17 protein-coding genes are annotated in these 16,192 nt (G+C 62.0%); 12 read left to right on the top strand and 5 right to left on the bottom strand.

All coding sequences use genetic code 11. From position 1 onward, the window contains the following. The first annotated feature begins 66 nt into the window (after positions 1–66). Positions 67–852 carry a purine-nucleoside phosphorylase gene (locus QM600_RS05835; RefSeq protein ID WP_283260519.1) on the top strand — a complete coding sequence of 262 codons (786 nt, stop codon included), beginning with the start codon at positions 67–69 and terminating at the stop codon, positions 850–852. Next, a complete protein-coding gene (locus tag QM600_RS05830; RefSeq protein WP_283260518.1) occupies positions 849–2,429 on the top strand; it encodes a phospho-sugar mutase in 1,581 nt (526 codons plus the stop codon). Before QM600_RS05835 ends, QM600_RS05830 begins: the two co-directional genes overlap by 4 nt. A gap of 10 nt (positions 2,430–2,439) precedes the next feature. Here QM600_RS05830 and upp read toward each other — a convergent pair whose 3' ends face one another. Then, on the bottom strand, positions 2,440–3,063 hold the full coding sequence (upp, locus tag QM600_RS05825; protein ID WP_283260517.1) for a uracil phosphoribosyltransferase: 624 nt from the start codon (positions 3,061–3,063) through the stop codon (positions 2,440–2,442). Positions 3,064–3,210: 147 nt separating this feature from the next. On the opposite strand from upp, the gene QM600_RS05820 reads away from it, so the two are divergent. From QM600_RS05820 to QM600_RS05800, 5 genes are read left to right on the top strand one after another with little or no spacing between them, the layout of a single operon-like run. Next, positions 3,211–3,525: a type VII secretion target gene (locus tag QM600_RS05820; protein WP_283260516.1), complete on the top strand. Its 315-nt coding sequence runs from the start codon at positions 3,211–3,213 to the stop codon at positions 3,523–3,525. After that, the gene (locus tag QM600_RS05815) at positions 3,522–4,505 is read left to right on the top strand and encodes a C40 family peptidase (protein WP_283260515.1); all 984 of its coding nucleotides are present in this window, start codon (positions 3,522–3,524) and stop codon (positions 4,503–4,505) included. The genes QM600_RS05820 and QM600_RS05815 overlap by 4 nt, the downstream gene beginning before the upstream one ends. A gap of 8 nt (positions 4,506–4,513) precedes the next feature. Continuing rightward, positions 4,514–4,861, top strand: coding sequence for a hypothetical protein (locus QM600_RS05810; protein ID WP_283260514.1), 348 nt, complete (start codon positions 4,514–4,516; stop codon positions 4,859–4,861). Beyond that, positions 4,858–5,157 (top strand): YbaB/EbfC family nucleoid-associated protein, encoded by a 300-nt coding sequence (locus tag QM600_RS05805; RefSeq protein ID WP_283260513.1) that lies wholly within the window; start codon positions 4,858–4,860, stop codon positions 5,155–5,157. The genes QM600_RS05810 and QM600_RS05805 overlap by 4 nt, the downstream gene beginning before the upstream one ends. A gap of 47 nt (positions 5,158–5,204) precedes the next feature. Continuing rightward, positions 5,205–6,437: a SatS C-terminal domain-containing protein gene (locus tag QM600_RS05800; protein ID WP_283260512.1), complete on the top strand. Its 1,233-nt coding sequence runs from the start codon at positions 5,205–5,207 to the stop codon at positions 6,435–6,437. A 48-nt stretch (positions 6,438–6,485) separates the two neighbouring features. Here QM600_RS05800 and QM600_RS05795 read toward each other — a convergent pair whose 3' ends face one another. Genes QM600_RS05795 through QM600_RS05785 form a run of 3 tightly spaced genes read right to left on the bottom strand, consistent with a single transcriptional unit; the run spans position 6,486 to position 9,274 of the window. After that, positions 6,486–7,571 (bottom strand): adenosine deaminase, encoded by a 1,086-nt coding sequence (locus QM600_RS05795; RefSeq protein WP_283260511.1) that lies wholly within the window; start codon positions 7,569–7,571, stop codon positions 6,486–6,488. 10 nt (positions 7,572–7,581) lie between these two features. Beyond that, positions 7,582–8,877 (bottom strand): thymidine phosphorylase, encoded by a 1,296-nt coding sequence (locus QM600_RS05790; protein WP_283260510.1) that lies wholly within the window; start codon positions 8,875–8,877, stop codon positions 7,582–7,584. Then, entirely contained in the window at positions 8,870–9,274 is a 405-nt protein-coding gene (locus QM600_RS05785) for a cytidine deaminase (RefSeq protein ID WP_283260603.1), read from the bottom strand. Before QM600_RS05785 ends, QM600_RS05790 begins: the two co-directional genes overlap by 8 nt. A gap of 252 nt (positions 9,275–9,526) precedes the next feature. Between QM600_RS05785 and sdhC the strand changes: the two genes are divergently transcribed. From sdhC to QM600_RS05765, 4 genes are read left to right on the top strand one after another with little or no spacing between them, the layout of a single operon-like run. Then, the gene (gene sdhC, locus QM600_RS05780; RefSeq protein ID WP_072782401.1) at positions 9,527–9,931 is read left to right on the top strand and encodes a succinate dehydrogenase, cytochrome b556 subunit; all 405 of its coding nucleotides are present in this window, start codon (positions 9,527–9,529) and stop codon (positions 9,929–9,931) included. 1 nt (position 9,932) lies between these two features. Beyond that, complete coding sequence (locus QM600_RS05775; RefSeq protein ID WP_094272016.1) at positions 9,933–10,391, top strand: succinate dehydrogenase hydrophobic membrane anchor subunit; 459 nt, start codon at positions 9,933–9,935, stop codon at positions 10,389–10,391. Positions 10,392–10,406: 15 nt separating this feature from the next. Beyond that, positions 10,407–12,158 (top strand): succinate dehydrogenase flavoprotein subunit, encoded by a 1,752-nt coding sequence (gene sdhA, locus QM600_RS05770; protein WP_094272015.1) that lies wholly within the window; start codon positions 10,407–10,409, stop codon positions 12,156–12,158. After that, a complete protein-coding gene (locus QM600_RS05765; RefSeq protein WP_283260509.1) occupies positions 12,158–12,934 on the top strand; it encodes a succinate dehydrogenase iron-sulfur subunit in 777 nt (258 codons plus the stop codon). The genes sdhA and QM600_RS05765 overlap by 1 nt, the downstream gene beginning before the upstream one ends. A gap of 65 nt (positions 12,935–12,999) precedes the next feature. On the opposite strand, the gene druD is transcribed toward QM600_RS05765, so the two are convergent. Next, positions 13,000–13,845, bottom strand: coding sequence for a Druantia-type antiviral defence protein DruD (gene druD, locus QM600_RS05760; protein ID WP_283260508.1), 846 nt, complete (start codon positions 13,843–13,845; stop codon positions 13,000–13,002). Between the two features lie 455 nt (positions 13,846–14,300). Here druD and QM600_RS05755 point away from each other — a divergent pair, with 455 nt between their 5' ends. Next, the gene (locus tag QM600_RS05755) at positions 14,301–16,103 is read left to right on the top strand and encodes an ATP-dependent nuclease (protein ID WP_283260507.1); all 1,803 of its coding nucleotides are present in this window, start codon (positions 14,301–14,303) and stop codon (positions 16,101–16,103) included. Positions 16,104–16,192 lie beyond the last annotated feature (89 nt).

Here is a 16,192-nt window from a genome sequence, read left to right as displayed (position 1 = left end):
GATGGGAGACTAACGCCCCAGAACACACTCTACGAACCGACCCGACTCGCCAGTAGGGTTGCTCACATGGGAACGATCGCCGAAGCCGCTGCTGCCGCTCTGTCCGCCATGACGGGAAGCCCGTCGCCGACCGTCGCCGTAGTCCTCGGATCCGGATGGACCGACGCCGCCGACCAGTTCGGTGAGCCCACCGCCGAAGTGTCGATGGCCGACCTCCCCGGCTTTGCCCCGCCGTCCGCTCTGGGCCACATCGGCACCATCCGCACGGTCACCGTCGGCAACACCAACGTGCTGCTCCTCCTCGGCCGTGCACACGCGTACGAGGGCCACGACCTCGGCGTCGTCGTCCACCCCGTCCGCACTGCAATTGCAGCCGGCGTCGACACCGTCATCTTGACCAATGCAGCCGGCGGAATCCGGGAGGACTACACCGTCGGACAGCCCGTTCTGATCAGTGACCACCTCAACCTGACCGCCCGATCACCGCTGGTCGGAGCGGAATTCGTCGACCTCGTCGACGCCTACTCCCCCGAACTTCGAGACTTGGCCCGGTCCATCGATCCCGATCTTGCCGACGGTGTGTACGCCGGACTTCCCGGTCCGCACTACGAAACCCCGGCGGAAATCCGGATGCTGCGCACACTCGGCGCCGACCTCGTGGGCATGTCGACGGTTCACGAAACAATCGCGGCCCGCGCACTCGGGGCGCGGGTTCTCGGAATATCCATGGTTACCAACCTCGCCGCCGGAATCACCGGCGCCCCGCTCGACCATCAAGAAGTGCTGGCCGCCGGCAAGGCATCTGCCGCCCGAGTGGGAAAGCTGCTGCACCAATTGGTCAGTGAACTGTGAACAAGGCGGTACAGGACTGGATCAACTCGGATCCCGATCCGGCCAGCCAGGAAGAACTGGAAAGATTGACGGAAACTGAACTAGCCGAACGGTTTTCGTCACCGCTGACATTTGGCACGGCCGGATTGCGCGGGCCGGTACGCGCCGGCACTCATGGCATGAACCTTGCCGTCGTCATCCGCACCACCGCCGGACTCGGATCTTGGCTGAGCGCGCACGGCCACGGCGGATCCCGCGTCGTCGTCGGCCGCGACGCCCGCCACGGTTCCGAAGCATTCGCTACTGCTGCCGCCGAAGTTCTTGCTGCGGCCGGATTCGAAGTGATACTCCTCCCCCGTCCACTTCCCACGCCCGTTGTGGCTTTTGCGGTTCGCAGGCTCGCTGCCTCCGCCGGAATTCAGATCACCGCCTCACACAACCCGGCGACAGATAACGGCTACAAGGTGTACCTCGACGGCGGATCCCAGCTTGTTTCACCGGCCGACCGCGAAATCGAAAGCGCAATCACTCGAGTCGGCGGTGCGTCGGACGTGCCGAGAACCGCGGTGAAGTCAGCCGACAACACCCTCGTCGAGCAATATGTAAGCCGTGTCGCGGCACTCCCGCATGGATCTGCCCGCAACATCCGGATCGCACTCACCCCCTTACACGGCGTCGGTGGGGAAACTGCGCTTTCGGCACTTCAGGCGGCCGGTTTCACCGACATACACGTCGTAGCAGAACAATTCGACCCCGATCCGAATTTCCCGACCGTCACATTTCCCAATCCCGAAGAACCCGGCGTCGCCGATGCGGTTTTGGCACTCGCCGAGAAGGTGAACGCGGACCTCGCGATCGCCCTCGATCCCGACGCCGACCGCTGCGCCGTCGGGATCCGAGACAGCGAAGGGTGGCGAATGCTCCGCGGAGATGAAACCGGAGTACTCCTCGCCGATCACGTTGTCTCCATCGCACCACCAAACTCTTTGGTAGCAACAACAATTGTGTCGTCGACATTACTGTCGAAACTGGCGCCGGCGCGCGGAGCGCGGTTCGCGTGCACCCTCACCGGTTTCAAATGGCTGACCCGAGCCGGCGACGGCCTCGTCTACGCCTACGAAGAGGCCATCGGACACTGCGTCGACCCCGACGTCGTCCGAGACAAGGACGGCATTTCCGCTGCCGTCCTAGTCTCCGATCTGGTTGCCACGCTTGCCGAAACCAACAGAACGTTGCTCGATGTGCTGGGCGATTACGCCCTCGAGTTCGGCTATCACCACGGGGACCAGGTTTCACGCAGGGTGGCTGACATCAGCGCAAGGATGCGCAGGCTACGAGCCAACCCGCCAGTCGAACTGGCCGGCGAAAAGGTTGTAGTCGAAGACCTTTTCCTCCCCGAATCGCCCCTTCACACCGACGCGATGGTCTTCACCGGAGCTACGACGCGCGTCGTCGTCCGCCCGTCCGGAACCGAGCCCAAACTCAAGTTTTATCTCGAAGTCGTGATTCCGGTGAACAATCGCAGTGAGCTCGCCGAAGCCCAGGCAGCAGCAAAGGCCCGGGCTGAAAAGCTCCGGGCCTTCGCGATGAATCTGTAAAAGCAGCCGCTCAGCGCGGTCCGAACTGCCGATCGCCCGCGTCACCGAGGCCCGGAACGATAAAGGCGTTCTCGTCCAGTCCGTCGTCGATACTGGCCAACACCAGACGCACCGGATGACCCGACGCGGCCAGAGCGTCGACACCGCGCGGCGCCGCGACGACGCACACCGCAGTCACATCGGTAGCGCCGCGAGCGACGAGCAGATCGATTGTGTGCACCATCGATCCGCCGGTCGCCAGCATCGGGTCGAGAACGAATACCGGGATTCCCGACAGGTCGGCAGGCAACGATTCCAAGTAGGGCACCGGCTCATGGGTCACTTCGTCCCGCGCCATACCGACAAAGCCGACACCAGCAGACGGAATCAAAGCACTGGCCTGCTCAACCATGCCCAGACCCGCACGAAGAACCGGGACCAGCAGCGGGGGCTTCGCCAGACGGATACCCGTCGTCGCTGCGACCGGGGTGTCAACGGGGAATTCCTCGACCTCGGCGTCGCGCATTGCCTCGTAGACAAGCATGTGTGTGAGTCGACGCAGTGCCGACCGGAATGTCGAGTTGTCGCTGCGCGCATCACGCATTGTCGTCAGGAGGGCCGCTGCCAGCGGATGGTCGACCACGTGCGTTTGCATGACTAGAAGGATAGTTGCTCAGCAAACGACTGCGCTGACCACATCCCGAGACGGGAACCTCCGGCGCTGACCACATCCCGAGACGGGAACCTCCGGCCCGTCGGCAGCGTCCAAGAAAGGGAGTACGCGCAACGGGGGGAAGAGAAGTTGGACAATTTTGTAGCTCATACCGAGGATATTTCAGAGTTCGGCTCACGACTGGGCATCGTCGCCGACACCATTGCCCAGGCACGGGCCGACGCTGCCCGCAACAACCACACCGGACTCAATGCAGTCCTGGGGTTGATCGCCGAAGACTTCGTTCGTGTCACCGGGGACGCGCAACGGACTCACGTCGACGACCTCGACCGGCTCACTGCCGTCATTTCCAGCGTCTCGGCAGCCACATTCGACGCCCAGGACCTCTACCGGGGAACCGACGAAACAGTTCGCCGGACCATCGCAGAAGCGGCGCGAACATGATCCCCGTCGAAGCACTGGCCCGGCCGATCATCGACCTGTTGCAGACGCTGGGAAGTGGAGTCACGGACTCCAACGGCCCCGACGTCGGGATCCGCATCGCGTCGGATGTCCTGGAAATCGCATACCAATTGGGCTCCGCCGCGCTCGGCGAACTTGCCGGCGGCGGAACATCCACTGCCGGAATGACTGCGGCGAGCGCAATGACCGAGCAGACGCAGGCATCCACTCGCGCCCTGACCGATCGAGGGACGTCGATAGCCGGAATTGTCGACGAAGCGACAACAACGGTGTCGTCCGGTGTCAACGAACTGAACAACATCCTTCAGTCGTTTCTCACGCTCGCAGTGCAAGCCGGCCCGTCATTGATGACCCCGCCTGGCCAGTTGATGCTTGTTTCGGCCGCATTCGAACATCTCGGTCGAGCGATCTCGGTTGTCGAGAGGATGCGCGGCGACCTCTCGGGATCCACCGACAAGATGTCCGAGTTGGTTCCGTCGGTAGCGATTCCTGACCTCGCGTCGGGAAGCGGCGCTACCGGCACAGCACCGAGTGTCGACGCCCTCATAACATCACGAAGTTCGGATGCCGGACTCCAAATCGACCTTCCCGACGGAACCGTTGCTTCGGCCCCCAACGCCGAGGCTGCAGCCGCGGTACGCAATGCCCTCACGCAACAAGGCGTTCCGTACGCGTGGGGCGGAACAACACCGGGCGTCGGCCTGGATTGCAGCGGGCTGACGCAATGGGCGTACGGCCAAGCCGGAATCGATATTCCGCGACTGGCTCAGGAACAGAGCATCGGCAGTCCGGTCGATCAGAACAATCTCCTGCCCGGTGACCTCGCAGTCTGGGACGGCCACGTCGCCATGGTGATCGGTAACGGCCAGATGGTCGAAGCCGGCGACCCCGTGAGCGTCAGTCCGGTCCGAACTTCCAACATCGGCATGGGCTTTCACGGCTTCTACCGACCGACCGAATGAGTAGGGACATGCAGAATTCACCTGGACATCAGCCAACCGCCATCACTGCCGTTGCCGCAAATCGCAGCGGCACCATCGCCCTTCGAGCTACCGAGCAGGCCGTTCCGATCGACCTCCGAATCCATCAGGACGAACTGCGGTACGGCGGGTCTCATCTGGCTCGGAACATCCTGGCTCTCGCGAGTCGAGCCGGACTCGAAGCCGGTGCCCGACACCGCATCGAATTGGAAGGAAACGGCGTTCCTGACGCCATCTTGACCGCCCTCGGGCTCGCTACCCGAGAGCAACTCGCCGAGGCACAGGACGCCGCGGAACAAGCTGCCGATGCCCCGACGACATGGATGCGTGCGATATGAACGAGATGGACCGAATCATGGAACGCGCCAAAAGTCAGTGCGGGCTCATGCAGGACGCGGTGGGTGACGTCGACGCTATCCGAACAACCGCGTCCAGTGCCGACGGCGCCGTCGTGGCCTGTGTGAACGGCACCGGCACGCTGGTCGGACTGACCATCACGGATGCAGTGACGGCGATGGACTCCCGCGCAGTGGCCGCTCTGACAATTGCCACCATCCACGAGGCTGTTCACCGCAGCGGGATCGAACGCGAGCGCCTCATGAACCGGCTCCACAGCTCACTCGGCGAGGTGTGAGCTACCCGCGCTGTCCCTACGGCGGTTCGATGGATAGGCTTCCGCCCATGGCTGGAGACATCGTCCCTATCGAAATCGGGCTCACCAACGGAGACCTCGTCACTTTGTGGGCGCCACGGTGGCGTGAGGGAGACGAAGAGTGGGAGGCTTTCCTCGGTCACGAGGAAGACCTCTACGGGTTCGCGTCGGTCGCTGAACTCGCAGCGTTCATCCGCACCGATACCGACAACGACTTGGTCGACCATCCCGCGTGGAGTGTCGTATCAGGCCTCTCTGCAGCGGAACTCGAACCGGAAGAGAACTTCACCTTCGATTTTGTGGGTGTGCCTGAGCTTGCTGCCGGTGACCCTGAATCGTTGGTCGTCGCAGAGCTCGACGAGACCCTCAACATGGCCCGCAACATCGGTGAGGTCTGCGACCTCGACCCGGTCATCCGATTCTTCAGTGGACACCCGATCCTGAGTGCACTCGCCACCGGCGCCGGCACATTCGAAGGCCGTGAAGGTCTCGAAGTGTGGGATCAGGTCGGGGCTGCCATCGCCAAGGACTGGGACAAGGTGCTCGACGCCATCGACACTGTGGTCAAGTCGCCCGATGTCGATGCTGCCGCCGTCGCTGTTGCCGAAGCCGAACTCCTCGCTGCTGCCGAGAACACCGTTGATGCCGACGACGTTGCCGACGAGAGCGAAGACGAAGAATTCGACGAGGAAGAGGAAGACGACGACTTCGACGACTCTTTCTGGGCCTCCGTCGGCGTTGATCCGGTCCGCATCATCACGTCGGCCGACACGCTTTACACCCTGCGCTGCTACCTGAATGATCGCGCAGTCTTCCTCGGACAGAACGGACTGATCACGGTCTTCACGTCCGAGCGCAGCCTCGCCCGGTACCTGGCCGACAACCACGAACACGATCTGGCGCAGGTTGCCACCTACGGCGAGATCCAGAACGCCGCCGTGGACGGTTCCCTCGAGATCGAGGTCACCGACGAAAACGTCTACGTACTGCCCGGCATTGCCGACGACCTGGCCGAGGGCCCCGGGGCCGTCGACGCCGAGCAACTCGAACTGGCAGTCGAATTATTCACCGATGCAGCAGAATTCGCGAGCGACGACTCCGTCGACTCAGCCTTGGCCGGTTCCACGGAACTAGGCTGGTACGTCTCGTACCTCCTCAATCCCGACCCCTCACGAATGGCACCCAACCCGCCGTTCGTCATCGAATCCGAAGCCTGGCGCACCCTCGATCGCGAGTTCGAAGCCCGACTGCGCAAGGCCTGACCTGCAAGCAGTCAAGTGCGCAAGGCCTGACCTACCGATCAGGCCCGGTTACCCGATCAACACCGCGTAACCGGGCTTGATGACGTCGTCGATCAGGGCAAGTCGCTGATCGAACGGCAGGAACGCTGATTTCATGGCGTTGATCGTGAAACGCTCGAGGTCGACCCAGCCGTAACCGAAGGTGTCCACCAACGCCGCCATTTCCCGACTCATGCTGGTATCACTCATGAGTCGGTTGTCGGTGTTGACGGTGACGCGGAAACGTAGGTCAGCCAATAGCCCGAACGGATGGTCGGCCAACGCCGCGACCACTCCGGTCTGAACATTGGACGTCGGGCACAACTCCAACGGAATTCGCATGTCGCGCACGTAGTTCGCGAGCCTACCGAGTTTGTGGTTTCCGTCGTCTGCCGCAGAAACGTCGTCGACGATCCGTACCCCGTGCCCCAGCCTGTCGGCGCCACAAAATGCGATGGCCTCATGAATCGACGGCAATCCGAAGGCTTCACCAGCGTGGATCGTGAAGTGAGCGTTGGCATCACGCATGTACTCGAAGGCGTCGAGGTGACGGCTCGGCGGGTTCCCGGCTTCCGCGCCGGCAATGTCGAATCCCACCACACCGCGGTCCCGGAACCGCACGGCAAGTTCGGCGATTTCCCGTGAGCGTGCCGCGTGACGCATCGCAGTCAGCAGACACCCGATCCGGATCTCCCGGCCCACCGCGCGGGCAGCGGACTCCCCGGCCCGGAATCCTTCGAGTACGTGCTCGACCACATCGTCGAGAGTCAGACCTTGCTCGAGGTGTTGTTCCGGCGCGAACCGCACTTCCGCGTACACCACGTTGTCATCGGCCAGGTCCTCGGCGCACTCGCGTGCGACCCGGGACAAACCTTCGGGCGTCTGCATTACAGCGACGGTGTGCGCGAAGGTTTCGAGGTACAACTCGAGGGATCCGCTGTCTGCTGCGGTCCTGAACCAGTGTGCAAGTTCCGGAGCAGTGTGGGCGGGAAGATCCTGATAACCACGGTGTTCCGCAAGTTCCAGAACGGTCTGTGGCCGTAAGCCACCGTCGAGGTGGTCGTGGAGTAGAACTTTGGGCGCCCTACGGATCGAGTCCAACACCGGTGCGTTCATGCGTCATAAGCTAACCCGATTCGCCCGATATCCGCTCGATGAGCAAGGGCACCTCAACGAAGTCCTCGGCGGCGCCGATCGCCCAACTTCCGTCCAGGCTCCGGCGGGCGGCGTCGAAGCGTTCGGGCGTGTCGGTGTGCAATGTCAGCAATGGCTGGCCGGCACGTACCCGGTCCCCGGGCTTTGCGTGCATCTGTACTCCGGCCCCGGCTTGCACGACCTGGCCCTGGAACTCGCGTCCCGCGCCCAGTGTCCACGCTGCGACGCCAACGCCCATCGCATCCATTCGGGTGAGGATGCCGTCACGCTCGGCGGTAATCACCTCGGTGTGTCGGGCCACCGGCAACGTCGCACCCGGATCGCCGCCCTGCGCGGCAATCATGGCGCGCCACCGATCCATCGCACTCCCGTCAGCCAATTTCTGCGCGGGGTCGACGTCGTCAATTCCGGCTGCGGACAACATTTCCCGGGCGAGTGCAAGCGTCAGCTCGACGACGTCGGACGGTCCACCGCCGGCCAGTACCTCCACCGACTCCCGAACTTCGAGTGCATTACCGGCAGTGAGTCCCAGCGGGGTGCCCATCTCGGTGATGAACGCCGTTGTCCGTACGCCGGCGTCGTTGCCCAGTTCGACCATGGTGCGGGCCAACTCTCGTGCGTCGACGAGTTCCTTCATGTACGCCCCGGACCCGACTTTCACGTCCAGCACCAGGGCACCGGTACCTTCGGCGATCTTCTTGCTCATGATCGAACTCGCGATCAGCGGAATGGATTCCACTGATCCGGTCACGTCGCGGAGTGCATAGAGCTTCTTGTCTGCGGGAGCAAGATTCATACCGGCCGCACAGATGACCGCCCCGATCTTCGGGTCCGACAGGATCTCGACCATCTCGGCAGTCGACAGGTCCGCTCGCCACCCCGGAATTGCTTCGAGTTTGTCGAGAGTTCCGCCCGCGTGGCCGAGTCCCCGTCCGGACAGCTGCGGCACGGCCAACCCACACGCCGCGACGAGCGGCGCGAGTGGAAGCGTGATCTTGTCCCCCACACCACCGGTGGAATGTTTGTCGACGGTCGGGCAGGGCAAGTCCGAAAAGTCCATCGCGGAGCCGGATTCGATCATCGCTCGGGTCCACCGACTGGTCTCCGAACGAGTCATTCCGCGGAAATAGATCGCCATGGCGAGAGCCGACATCTGCTCGTCCGGGACAACGCCCTCGGTGAACGCTTGCACAACCCAGTCGATCTCCGTGCCCGAGAGTTCCAGCCCGTCACGCTTGGCCCTGATGATGGAGACGGCGTCAAACACGACGAAGCCTTTCCGCTTGTTCGGGTCCGAATGCTTCAGGCAGCAACTCTGCCAACTGTCTCGGCCCTCGAGATGTGTCGACGAGGAGTTCTCCCCCGCCGTGCTCGAGCAGGAGTTGCCGGCAGCGGCCGCACGGCATCAAAATCTTGCCGTCGACATCACAACAGGAGAAGGCAATCAACCGTCCACCGCCGGTCGCGGCTAAGTTACTCACCAGTCCACATTCCGCACACAGGCTCAAACCGTATGAGACATTTTCCACATTGCATCCGGAGACGATTCGACCATCGTCTACCAGTGCAGCGGCACCTACCCTAAATCCGGAGTAGGGGGCATAGGCCCGACGCATCACCTGTCTCGCGTTGTCGCGCAACAACTCCCAGTCAATTTCACCCATGGTCCGTAATACAATCACGCTGACTGAATGGATGCAGAAAGCGGACCGGAACTGCCAAAGTGACATTGGGAAGGCAAACCTTACAAAAGGTTTGGTGCGTGTACGAATCCCACGGCTGATTAGTTCCCCGTTTCACATAGGTTTAGAGTCTGAGTCAAGTCGGTTCAGGACCCCGTCGAGCCCGGGCTGAGTACCTCGAAGCTCTCTGCAAGCTCGACGCGTCCACCAATGACGTTGGAGGCACAGCACTCGATGAGTACTACGACTGAAGCCGCTCCTCAGAAGGAGCGCACGAGGTCGCTTTACCGGGGCGACCCCGGAATGTGGTCCTGGGTTCTACACCGGATCACAGGCGTCGCAACTTTCTTCTTCCTATTCGTACACGTTCTCGATACAGCGCTCGTTCGGGTCAACCCCGATACATACGACGCCGTCATCGATACCTACAAGAACCCCGTTGTCGGTCTCATGGAGATCGGTCTCGTCGGTGTGGTCCTCTATCACGCCCTCAACGGCGTGCGTGTGATGCTCGTGGACTTCTGGTCGAAGGGCCCGAAGTACCAGCGCGTCATGCTCTGGACCATTCTGGCGATCTGGTTCCTGGTGATGATCCCGGGCGCCGGACGCATCCTCATCAACATGTTTGCGGAGCACTGACATGGCGACTTCTACTCACGGACCCGAAGCCAAGACCCTGGGTACCTCTTACGACCGTCCGGCAAGCTTGGACAACCCGCGGTCCCCGCGTGCCAAGTCACGGAGCAACTTCGAGCTGTACGCATGGCTGTTCATGCGCTTCTCCGGCGTTGCCCTGATCGTCCTGGTCCTGGGCCACATGTTCATCATGCTGATGCTCGACGGTGGCGTTCACCGTCTGAACTTCGCATTCGTTGCAGGCCGCTGGTCCAGCCCGTTCTGGCAGGTCTGGGACCTGTCGATGCTCTGGCTGGCACAGCTTCACGGCGGCAACGGCCTGCGCACGGTCATCGCGGACTACTCCCGCAAGGATTCGACGCGTTTCTGGCTGACCACGATCCTCGTCATCTCGATGATTCTGATCATGGCCCTGGGCACGTACGTCATCTTCACCTTCGACCCCAATATCTCGGCGAGCTAGGGGAGCACAGACTTCATGCAGGAACATCGTTATGACGTGGTCATCGTCGGTGCCGGCGGCGCCGGCATGCGAGCGGCCATCGAAGCAGGCCCCCGCGCCCGCACGGCCGTACTGACCAAGCTCTACCCCACCCGCAGCCACACCGGCGCGGCCCAGGGCGGCATGTGCGCCGCACTGGCGAACGTGGAGGAAGACAACTGGGAGTGGCATACCTTCGACACCGTCAAGGGCGGCGACTACCTCGCCGACCAGGATGCTGTCGAGATCATGGCCAAAGAGGCCATCGACGCGGTGCTCGACCTCGAGAAGATGGGTCTGCCGTTCAACCGCACACCCGAAGGCAAGATCGACCAGCGTCGATTCGGTGGCCACACCCGCGATCACGGTAAGGCCCCGGTTCGCCGTGCGTGCTACGCCGCCGACCGCACCGGCCACATGATTCTGCAGACTCTCTACCAGAACTGCGTCAAGCACGACGTCGAGTTCTTCAACGAGTTCTATGCACTCGACATCGCCATCACCGAGACCGAGGACGGCCCGGTAGCTACCGGCGTCATCGCCTACGAGCTCTCGACCGGCGAGCTGCACATCTTCCACGCCAAGTCGATCATCTTCGCGACCGGCGGCTCGGGACGCATGTACAAGACGACGTCCAACGCGCACACCCTCACCGGTGACGGCATGGGCATCATCTTCCGCAAGGGTCTCCCCCTCGAGGACATGGAGTTCCACCAGTTCCACCCGACAGGGTTGGCTGGTCTGGGCATCCTGATCTCGGAAGCCGTTCGTGGTGAAGGCGGCATTCTCCGAAATGCCGACGGTGAGCGCTTCATGGAGCGCTACGCCCCCACCATCAAGGACCTCGCTCCGCGTGACATCGTCGCGCGTTCGATGGTTCTCGAGGTCCTCGAAGGCCGCGGCGCCGGCCCCAACAAGGACTACGTCTACATCGACGTGACGCACATCCCCGAGGAAGTTCTCGACGAGAAGCTCCCCGACATCATGGAGTTCTCGCGCACCTACCTCGGCGTGGACCCCGTCAAGGAGCCCGTGCCCGTCTACCCGACGTGCCACTACGTCATGGGCGGCATCCCCACCAAGATCAACGGTGAGGTTCTGCGCAACAACACCGAGGTCGTCAAGGGCCTGTACGCCGCCGGCGAATGCGCCTGCGTCTCCGTGCACGGCGCAAACCGTCTCGGCACCAACTCGCTCCTCGACATCAACGTGTTCGGCCGTCGCGCCGGCATCGCTGCCGCCGAGTACGCCAACTCCACCGAGTTCGTCGACATGCCCGAAGCTCCGGCCACCATGGTCGAAGACTGGGTCGGCGTCATCCTGTCCGATCACGGCCACGAGCGCGTTGCGGACATCCGCACCGAACTCCAGCAGTCGATGGACAACAACGCATCTGTGTTCCGTACCGAAGAGCGCCTCACCCAGGCCCTCGCGGATGTGCGTGCTCTCAAGGAGCGTTACAACCACATCACGGTTCAGGACAAGGGCAAGCGCTACAACAGCGACCTGCTCGAGGCCATCGAACTGGGCTTCCTGCTCGAAATGGCAGAGGTCACCGTCGTCGGCGCGCTCAACCGTAAGGAATCACGCGGCGGACACGCTCGTGAGGACTTCCCGGATCGCAACGATGCCGAGTACATGAAGCACACGATGGCATACAAGGAGGGCGACGGCCTGCTCTCCGACATCCGTCTGGACTACAAGCCGGTGGTACAGACCCGCTACGAGCCGATGGAGCGGAAGTACTGATGGCTACCCTCGAGAAGAACGCAACAGAAGCACCGAAGCTTCCCCCGGTCCCCGAGGGCGCTGTGATGGTGACTCTCAAGATCGCGCGAATGGACCCCGAGTCGGGCGACGGCCAGCGTTGGGACAGTTTCCAGGTTCCGGCTCTGCCGACCGACCGCATGCTCAACCTGCTGATGTACGTGAAGGGCTACCTCGACGGCACCCTCACGTTCCGTCGTAGCTGCGCACACGGTGTCTGTGGTTCCGATGCCATGCGTATCAACGGTGTCAACCGCCTGGCGTGCAAGATCCTGATGAAGGACATGCTCCCCAAGGACGGCAAGCCGGTCACCATCACCATCGAGCCCATTCGTGGCTTGCCGGTCGAGAAGGACCTCATCGTTGACATGGAACCCTTCTTCGACGCATTCCGCGCCGTGAAGCCGTTCCTCATCACAACGGGCAACGCACCGACCAACGAGCGCATCCAGAGTGCTCACGACCGTGCGCGTTTCGACGACACCACCAAGTGCATCCTGTGCGCTTGCTGCACCACGTCGTGCCCCGTGTACTGGAGCGACGGTAGCTACTTCGGTCCCGCTGCCATCGTGAACGCACACCGCTTCATCTTCGACAGCCGTGACGAAGGCGCTGCCGAGCGTCTCGACATCCTGAACGACAAGGAAGGCGTGTGGCGTTGCCGCACCACCTTCAACTGCACCGACGCATGCCCTCGTGGCATCCAGGTGACCAAGGCGATTCAGGAAGTCAAGCGCGCACTGTTGTTCGCACGCTAACCCTTCTGCCCTGTGCGCGGTTGAGGAGTCTTCGGACTCTTCAACCGCGCATTGGTATTTTCACGTCATCCCGATTCTGCGCCTCCGCCGTCGCTGACGTGAATTCCCAATCCGTCGAGCATCGCGCGGACCGCTGCACCGTGTCGTGTCACCAGTGGACGCGCGTCAGCAGAATCCTCGACTAGAGCCAGCAGGCCTCGCGCCTCCGCATACGGCAACGCATTCCGAAGCCGCACGGACGTCGTGCCTGCACGGTCAACCACTGTGACAGATGTCGGGTTCTCGTGTTGCTGGTCGAGGCCATACATCAGACGGCGCACGTCGTGTGGGGCACATTCACGACGCCCAGCAACAGCACCCCGTGCGACATCGACGACAGCGTATATCGGATCTCCAAACATCGTGAGGCGCGCCAGAGTCCTACCGTCAGAACTCCTGTCCACCGAAGTCCAACGGTGCGCCTGCGGCTTGTGAAGTGCTGCCAACTGCGGTGCATACAACTGCATTTCACACGCGTCAGCCCACTCGTCGTTTTGTCGGCGAAGCGGCAAGGCAAGAGTGTCGCACGTCCAGTCCTGCAACGACGTTCGAGGTGTACGCGCCCAATTCTGATACTCGATGACTGGAAGGCCGAACAAGCTCACACTCCCCACGTCACGGATGATGCGACGCGTACCGTCGACTGCGACAGTTGCTCGCGCGCCTTCATCGAACTCACGAAGTGGAATGCCGCTGATCAGTAGGTATGTCGGTGTTGGAGTCCCGTCGAGACGGACGATGCACCCGCTCGCCGACAACCACTGACCTCGCTGTAGTTCTACGAGGTCACCGACTATCGCCAGCGTATTCATCATGCGACGGAGTTCGTTGCGCCGCGCATCGACACCACCCTTGCGCTGTACAATCGCCAAGGCCGGCTCCATGAGTCGATCAAGCAATCCCCGCGTGCTGACCGGTGCATGTCCCCCCGTCGAGGCCCAAGCCACGGCTCGGATCAGCTCGCATGTGAGCCCTTCGGGAGTAGTACCCCGGACTACTCCCAACTCGGTCCGGAGATACGCGACGATTCCCTCACCCGCCAGAGTTGTGATTCGCGGAGCACCAGGAATCACGCGAACCTACTGTGGAATCGTTGTGCCAAGCTGTGCAACCGGCGGCGCTCCTTCGGCTCAGACGTTCGACTCCAGTCCAGCATCGTGTTCACTGCAAACTCGAGATCGGGGCCTCCCAAGGACGTCGAGAGCGCCGGAACGAGAACACATTCCGCCAATGCCATTGGGATCTTGTCGGACTCACCGACTACGTCCAGCGCCAACGCGAACCGGACTCAGTTTCCATCGCCGCGCTCGCCCAAACCACCGAGCTCATGGCCAGCCGGAAGAAGCGGTACGAGCTCTTCGAATCTCTCAACGAAATCAGATCAGTCGAAGACATCGCGCCCAGGTCGGTTGCGTTGTTCGCGATGTTGACGGCGACCGATCCGGCCGAGACTGAACAGCAGAAACTGGGTCGACTACTGCTCACCAAGGTCGCTCGAATCGACGCGTCGGCGTTCAGGGATCTCCAAGAGGCAATTGCAAACGAGAAGGAGGGCCTCGTCAACGCACTTATCCAGGAGATGAACAAGTCGATAGCCCGCCACCTGAACATCTCGAAATGGTGGAGCCAGGACGAAGATTTCCAACTCCGAGTCTCCCCACGAGAGCACGAACTTGTTTTCACCATCCGCGACCGCACCGGCACGGACTATTCCTTTAGTGAACGCAGCCGCGGACTCACCTACTTCCTCAGCTACTACGTTCAACTACGATCCCACGATCGACCCGAGGATCGACCCGAGGTCCTCCTGATGGACGAACCAGATGCCTACTTATCCGCGCTCGGTCAACAGGACCTGCTGCGTGTACTCGAAGCCCACGCTCATCCAGAGGACTCCGACCGGACCGACCAGGTCGTCTATGTCACCCACTCTCCATTTCTGATCAACCGCAACGCCGGTCACCGGGTCCGTGTCGTTGACAAGGGCGCCCGCGACGAAGGCACCCGCCTCGTCAAGGATGCAACCCAGAATCACTATGAGCCTCTCCGAACATCATTGGGCGCCTTCGTCGCTGAAACCGCATTCATCGGAGGCGATAACTTATTCGTCGAAGGAATCGCTGATCAGATATTGATCGCGGGAATGAACGCGCGGATCCGCCGTGCCGGAACAGCACCCAGCAAGTGCCTCGACCTCAACCAGGTCACTCTCGTTCCAGGCGGCTCAAATGTCGCGTACATGCTGTATCTCGCGCGCGGTCGCGATCAGTTCAAACCCGCTTGCGCAGTCCTCCTCGATAGTGACCCGGCCGGCGAAACCGCGCGTGCCCAGATCCGGAAGGGCGGAGCCAAGGGAAGACCCACCGTGACCGACGATCTCATCGTCATGGTTGGCGACTGGGCATCTGACGTCGGCGCGAAGTGCGAATCCGGTGTGACCATAACGGAACCCGAAGATCTGGTTCCGCTGACGCTGGCGGGCATCTCGGCACGCCGCTACGCAACACACCTCCTGAGCCTGAGCGAGACCGAGGCAAATGGCCTCACCGACATTGCCATCAAGGCTGAAATCAACGCAGCCAACAAATCGATGTGGGATGCCGTCGCAAAAGCCTTCAAAGCAGCGTTTGGAACCGAGATCGGTAAGGCCGGCTTCGCAAAGGAGCTCCTTGGATACCTCAAAGAGCACGACGCTGATAAGACCCAACCCAATGGGGTAGACGACCTCGATGCAAACTTCGCCTCCCTCATCGAGAAACTCACGGACACCCTACGGCTAGCCCGCGAACGTGAGATCGACTCCCGACGCGAAGGGCGCGTGGAACGAATCATCAAGGATTTCTCTGACGACCATCCCACGGGTTGCGTCAGGGACCGCGCTGCAGCAATGCTGGGACGAATCGACGCGACCTCCGACAACACCACCGCTGGCGACACCATCCGCGCCGGAACCGCCGCACTCCGCCGCGATTTCGATCTCGGAACAGATCCACTCGAACGGGTTCCTGACTACCAAAACTTCCTCGGCCGACTCACAAATATTCCGCTACTCGTACGCCTACGCGACCAGGGGCGCCTGAGCGAAGCGGACCTACAGCCAGACGCCGACGACGCCGTAGCTGCAGATTGAATGGCTGCAGATTGAGCCGTTAATACTGGACACAAAGCTACCCAATCATCAGACGTACGCCCGCTGCGGCTTGGCCTTGGTCACGCTGG

It is taken from the genome of Rhodococcus sp. IEGM 1379, assembly GCF_030056815.1.
Classification (GTDB): Bacteria; Actinomycetota; Actinomycetes; order Mycobacteriales; family Mycobacteriaceae; genus Rhodococcus_F.
This window is presented reverse-complemented; position numbering and strand designations above follow the sequence as displayed.

Bases quoted from the DNA above. Each gene is read 5' to 3' on its own strand.
- QM600_RS05835 (WP_283260519.1), top strand. From the start codon at position 67: ATGGGAACGATCGCCGAAGCCGCTGCTGCCGCTCTGTCCGCCATGACG.
- upp (WP_283260517.1), bottom strand. From the start codon at position 3,063: ATGCAAACGCACGTGGTCGACCATCCGCTGGCAGCGGCCCTCCTGACG.
- QM600_RS05815 (WP_283260515.1), top strand. From the start codon at position 3,522: ATGATCCCCGTCGAAGCACTGGCCCGGCCGATCATCGACCTGTTGCAG.
- QM600_RS05810 (WP_283260514.1), top strand. From the start codon at position 4,514: ATGCAGAATTCACCTGGACATCAGCCAACCGCCATCACTGCCGTTGCC.
- QM600_RS05805 (WP_283260513.1), top strand. From the start codon at position 4,858: ATGAACGAGATGGACCGAATCATGGAACGCGCCAAAAGTCAGTGCGGG.
- QM600_RS05800 (WP_283260512.1), top strand. From the start codon at position 5,205: ATGGCTGGAGACATCGTCCCTATCGAAATCGGGCTCACCAACGGAGAC.
- QM600_RS05795 (WP_283260511.1), bottom strand. From the start codon at position 7,571: ATGAACGCACCGGTGTTGGACTCGATCCGTAGGGCGCCCAAAGTTCTA.
- QM600_RS05785 (WP_283260603.1), bottom strand. From the start codon at position 9,274: ATGGGTGAAATTGACTGGGAGTTGTTGCGCGACAACGCGAGACAGGTG.
- sdhC (WP_072782401.1), top strand. From the start codon at position 9,527: ATGAGTACTACGACTGAAGCCGCTCCTCAGAAGGAGCGCACGAGGTCG.
- QM600_RS05775 (WP_094272016.1), top strand. From the start codon at position 9,933: ATGGCGACTTCTACTCACGGACCCGAAGCCAAGACCCTGGGTACCTCT.
- sdhA (WP_094272015.1), top strand. From the start codon at position 10,407: ATGCAGGAACATCGTTATGACGTGGTCATCGTCGGTGCCGGCGGCGCC.
- QM600_RS05765 (WP_283260509.1), top strand. From the start codon at position 12,158: ATGGCTACCCTCGAGAAGAACGCAACAGAAGCACCGAAGCTTCCCCCG.
- QM600_RS05755 (WP_283260507.1), top strand. From the start codon at position 14,301: ATGGCCAGCCGGAAGAAGCGGTACGAGCTCTTCGAATCTCTCAACGAA.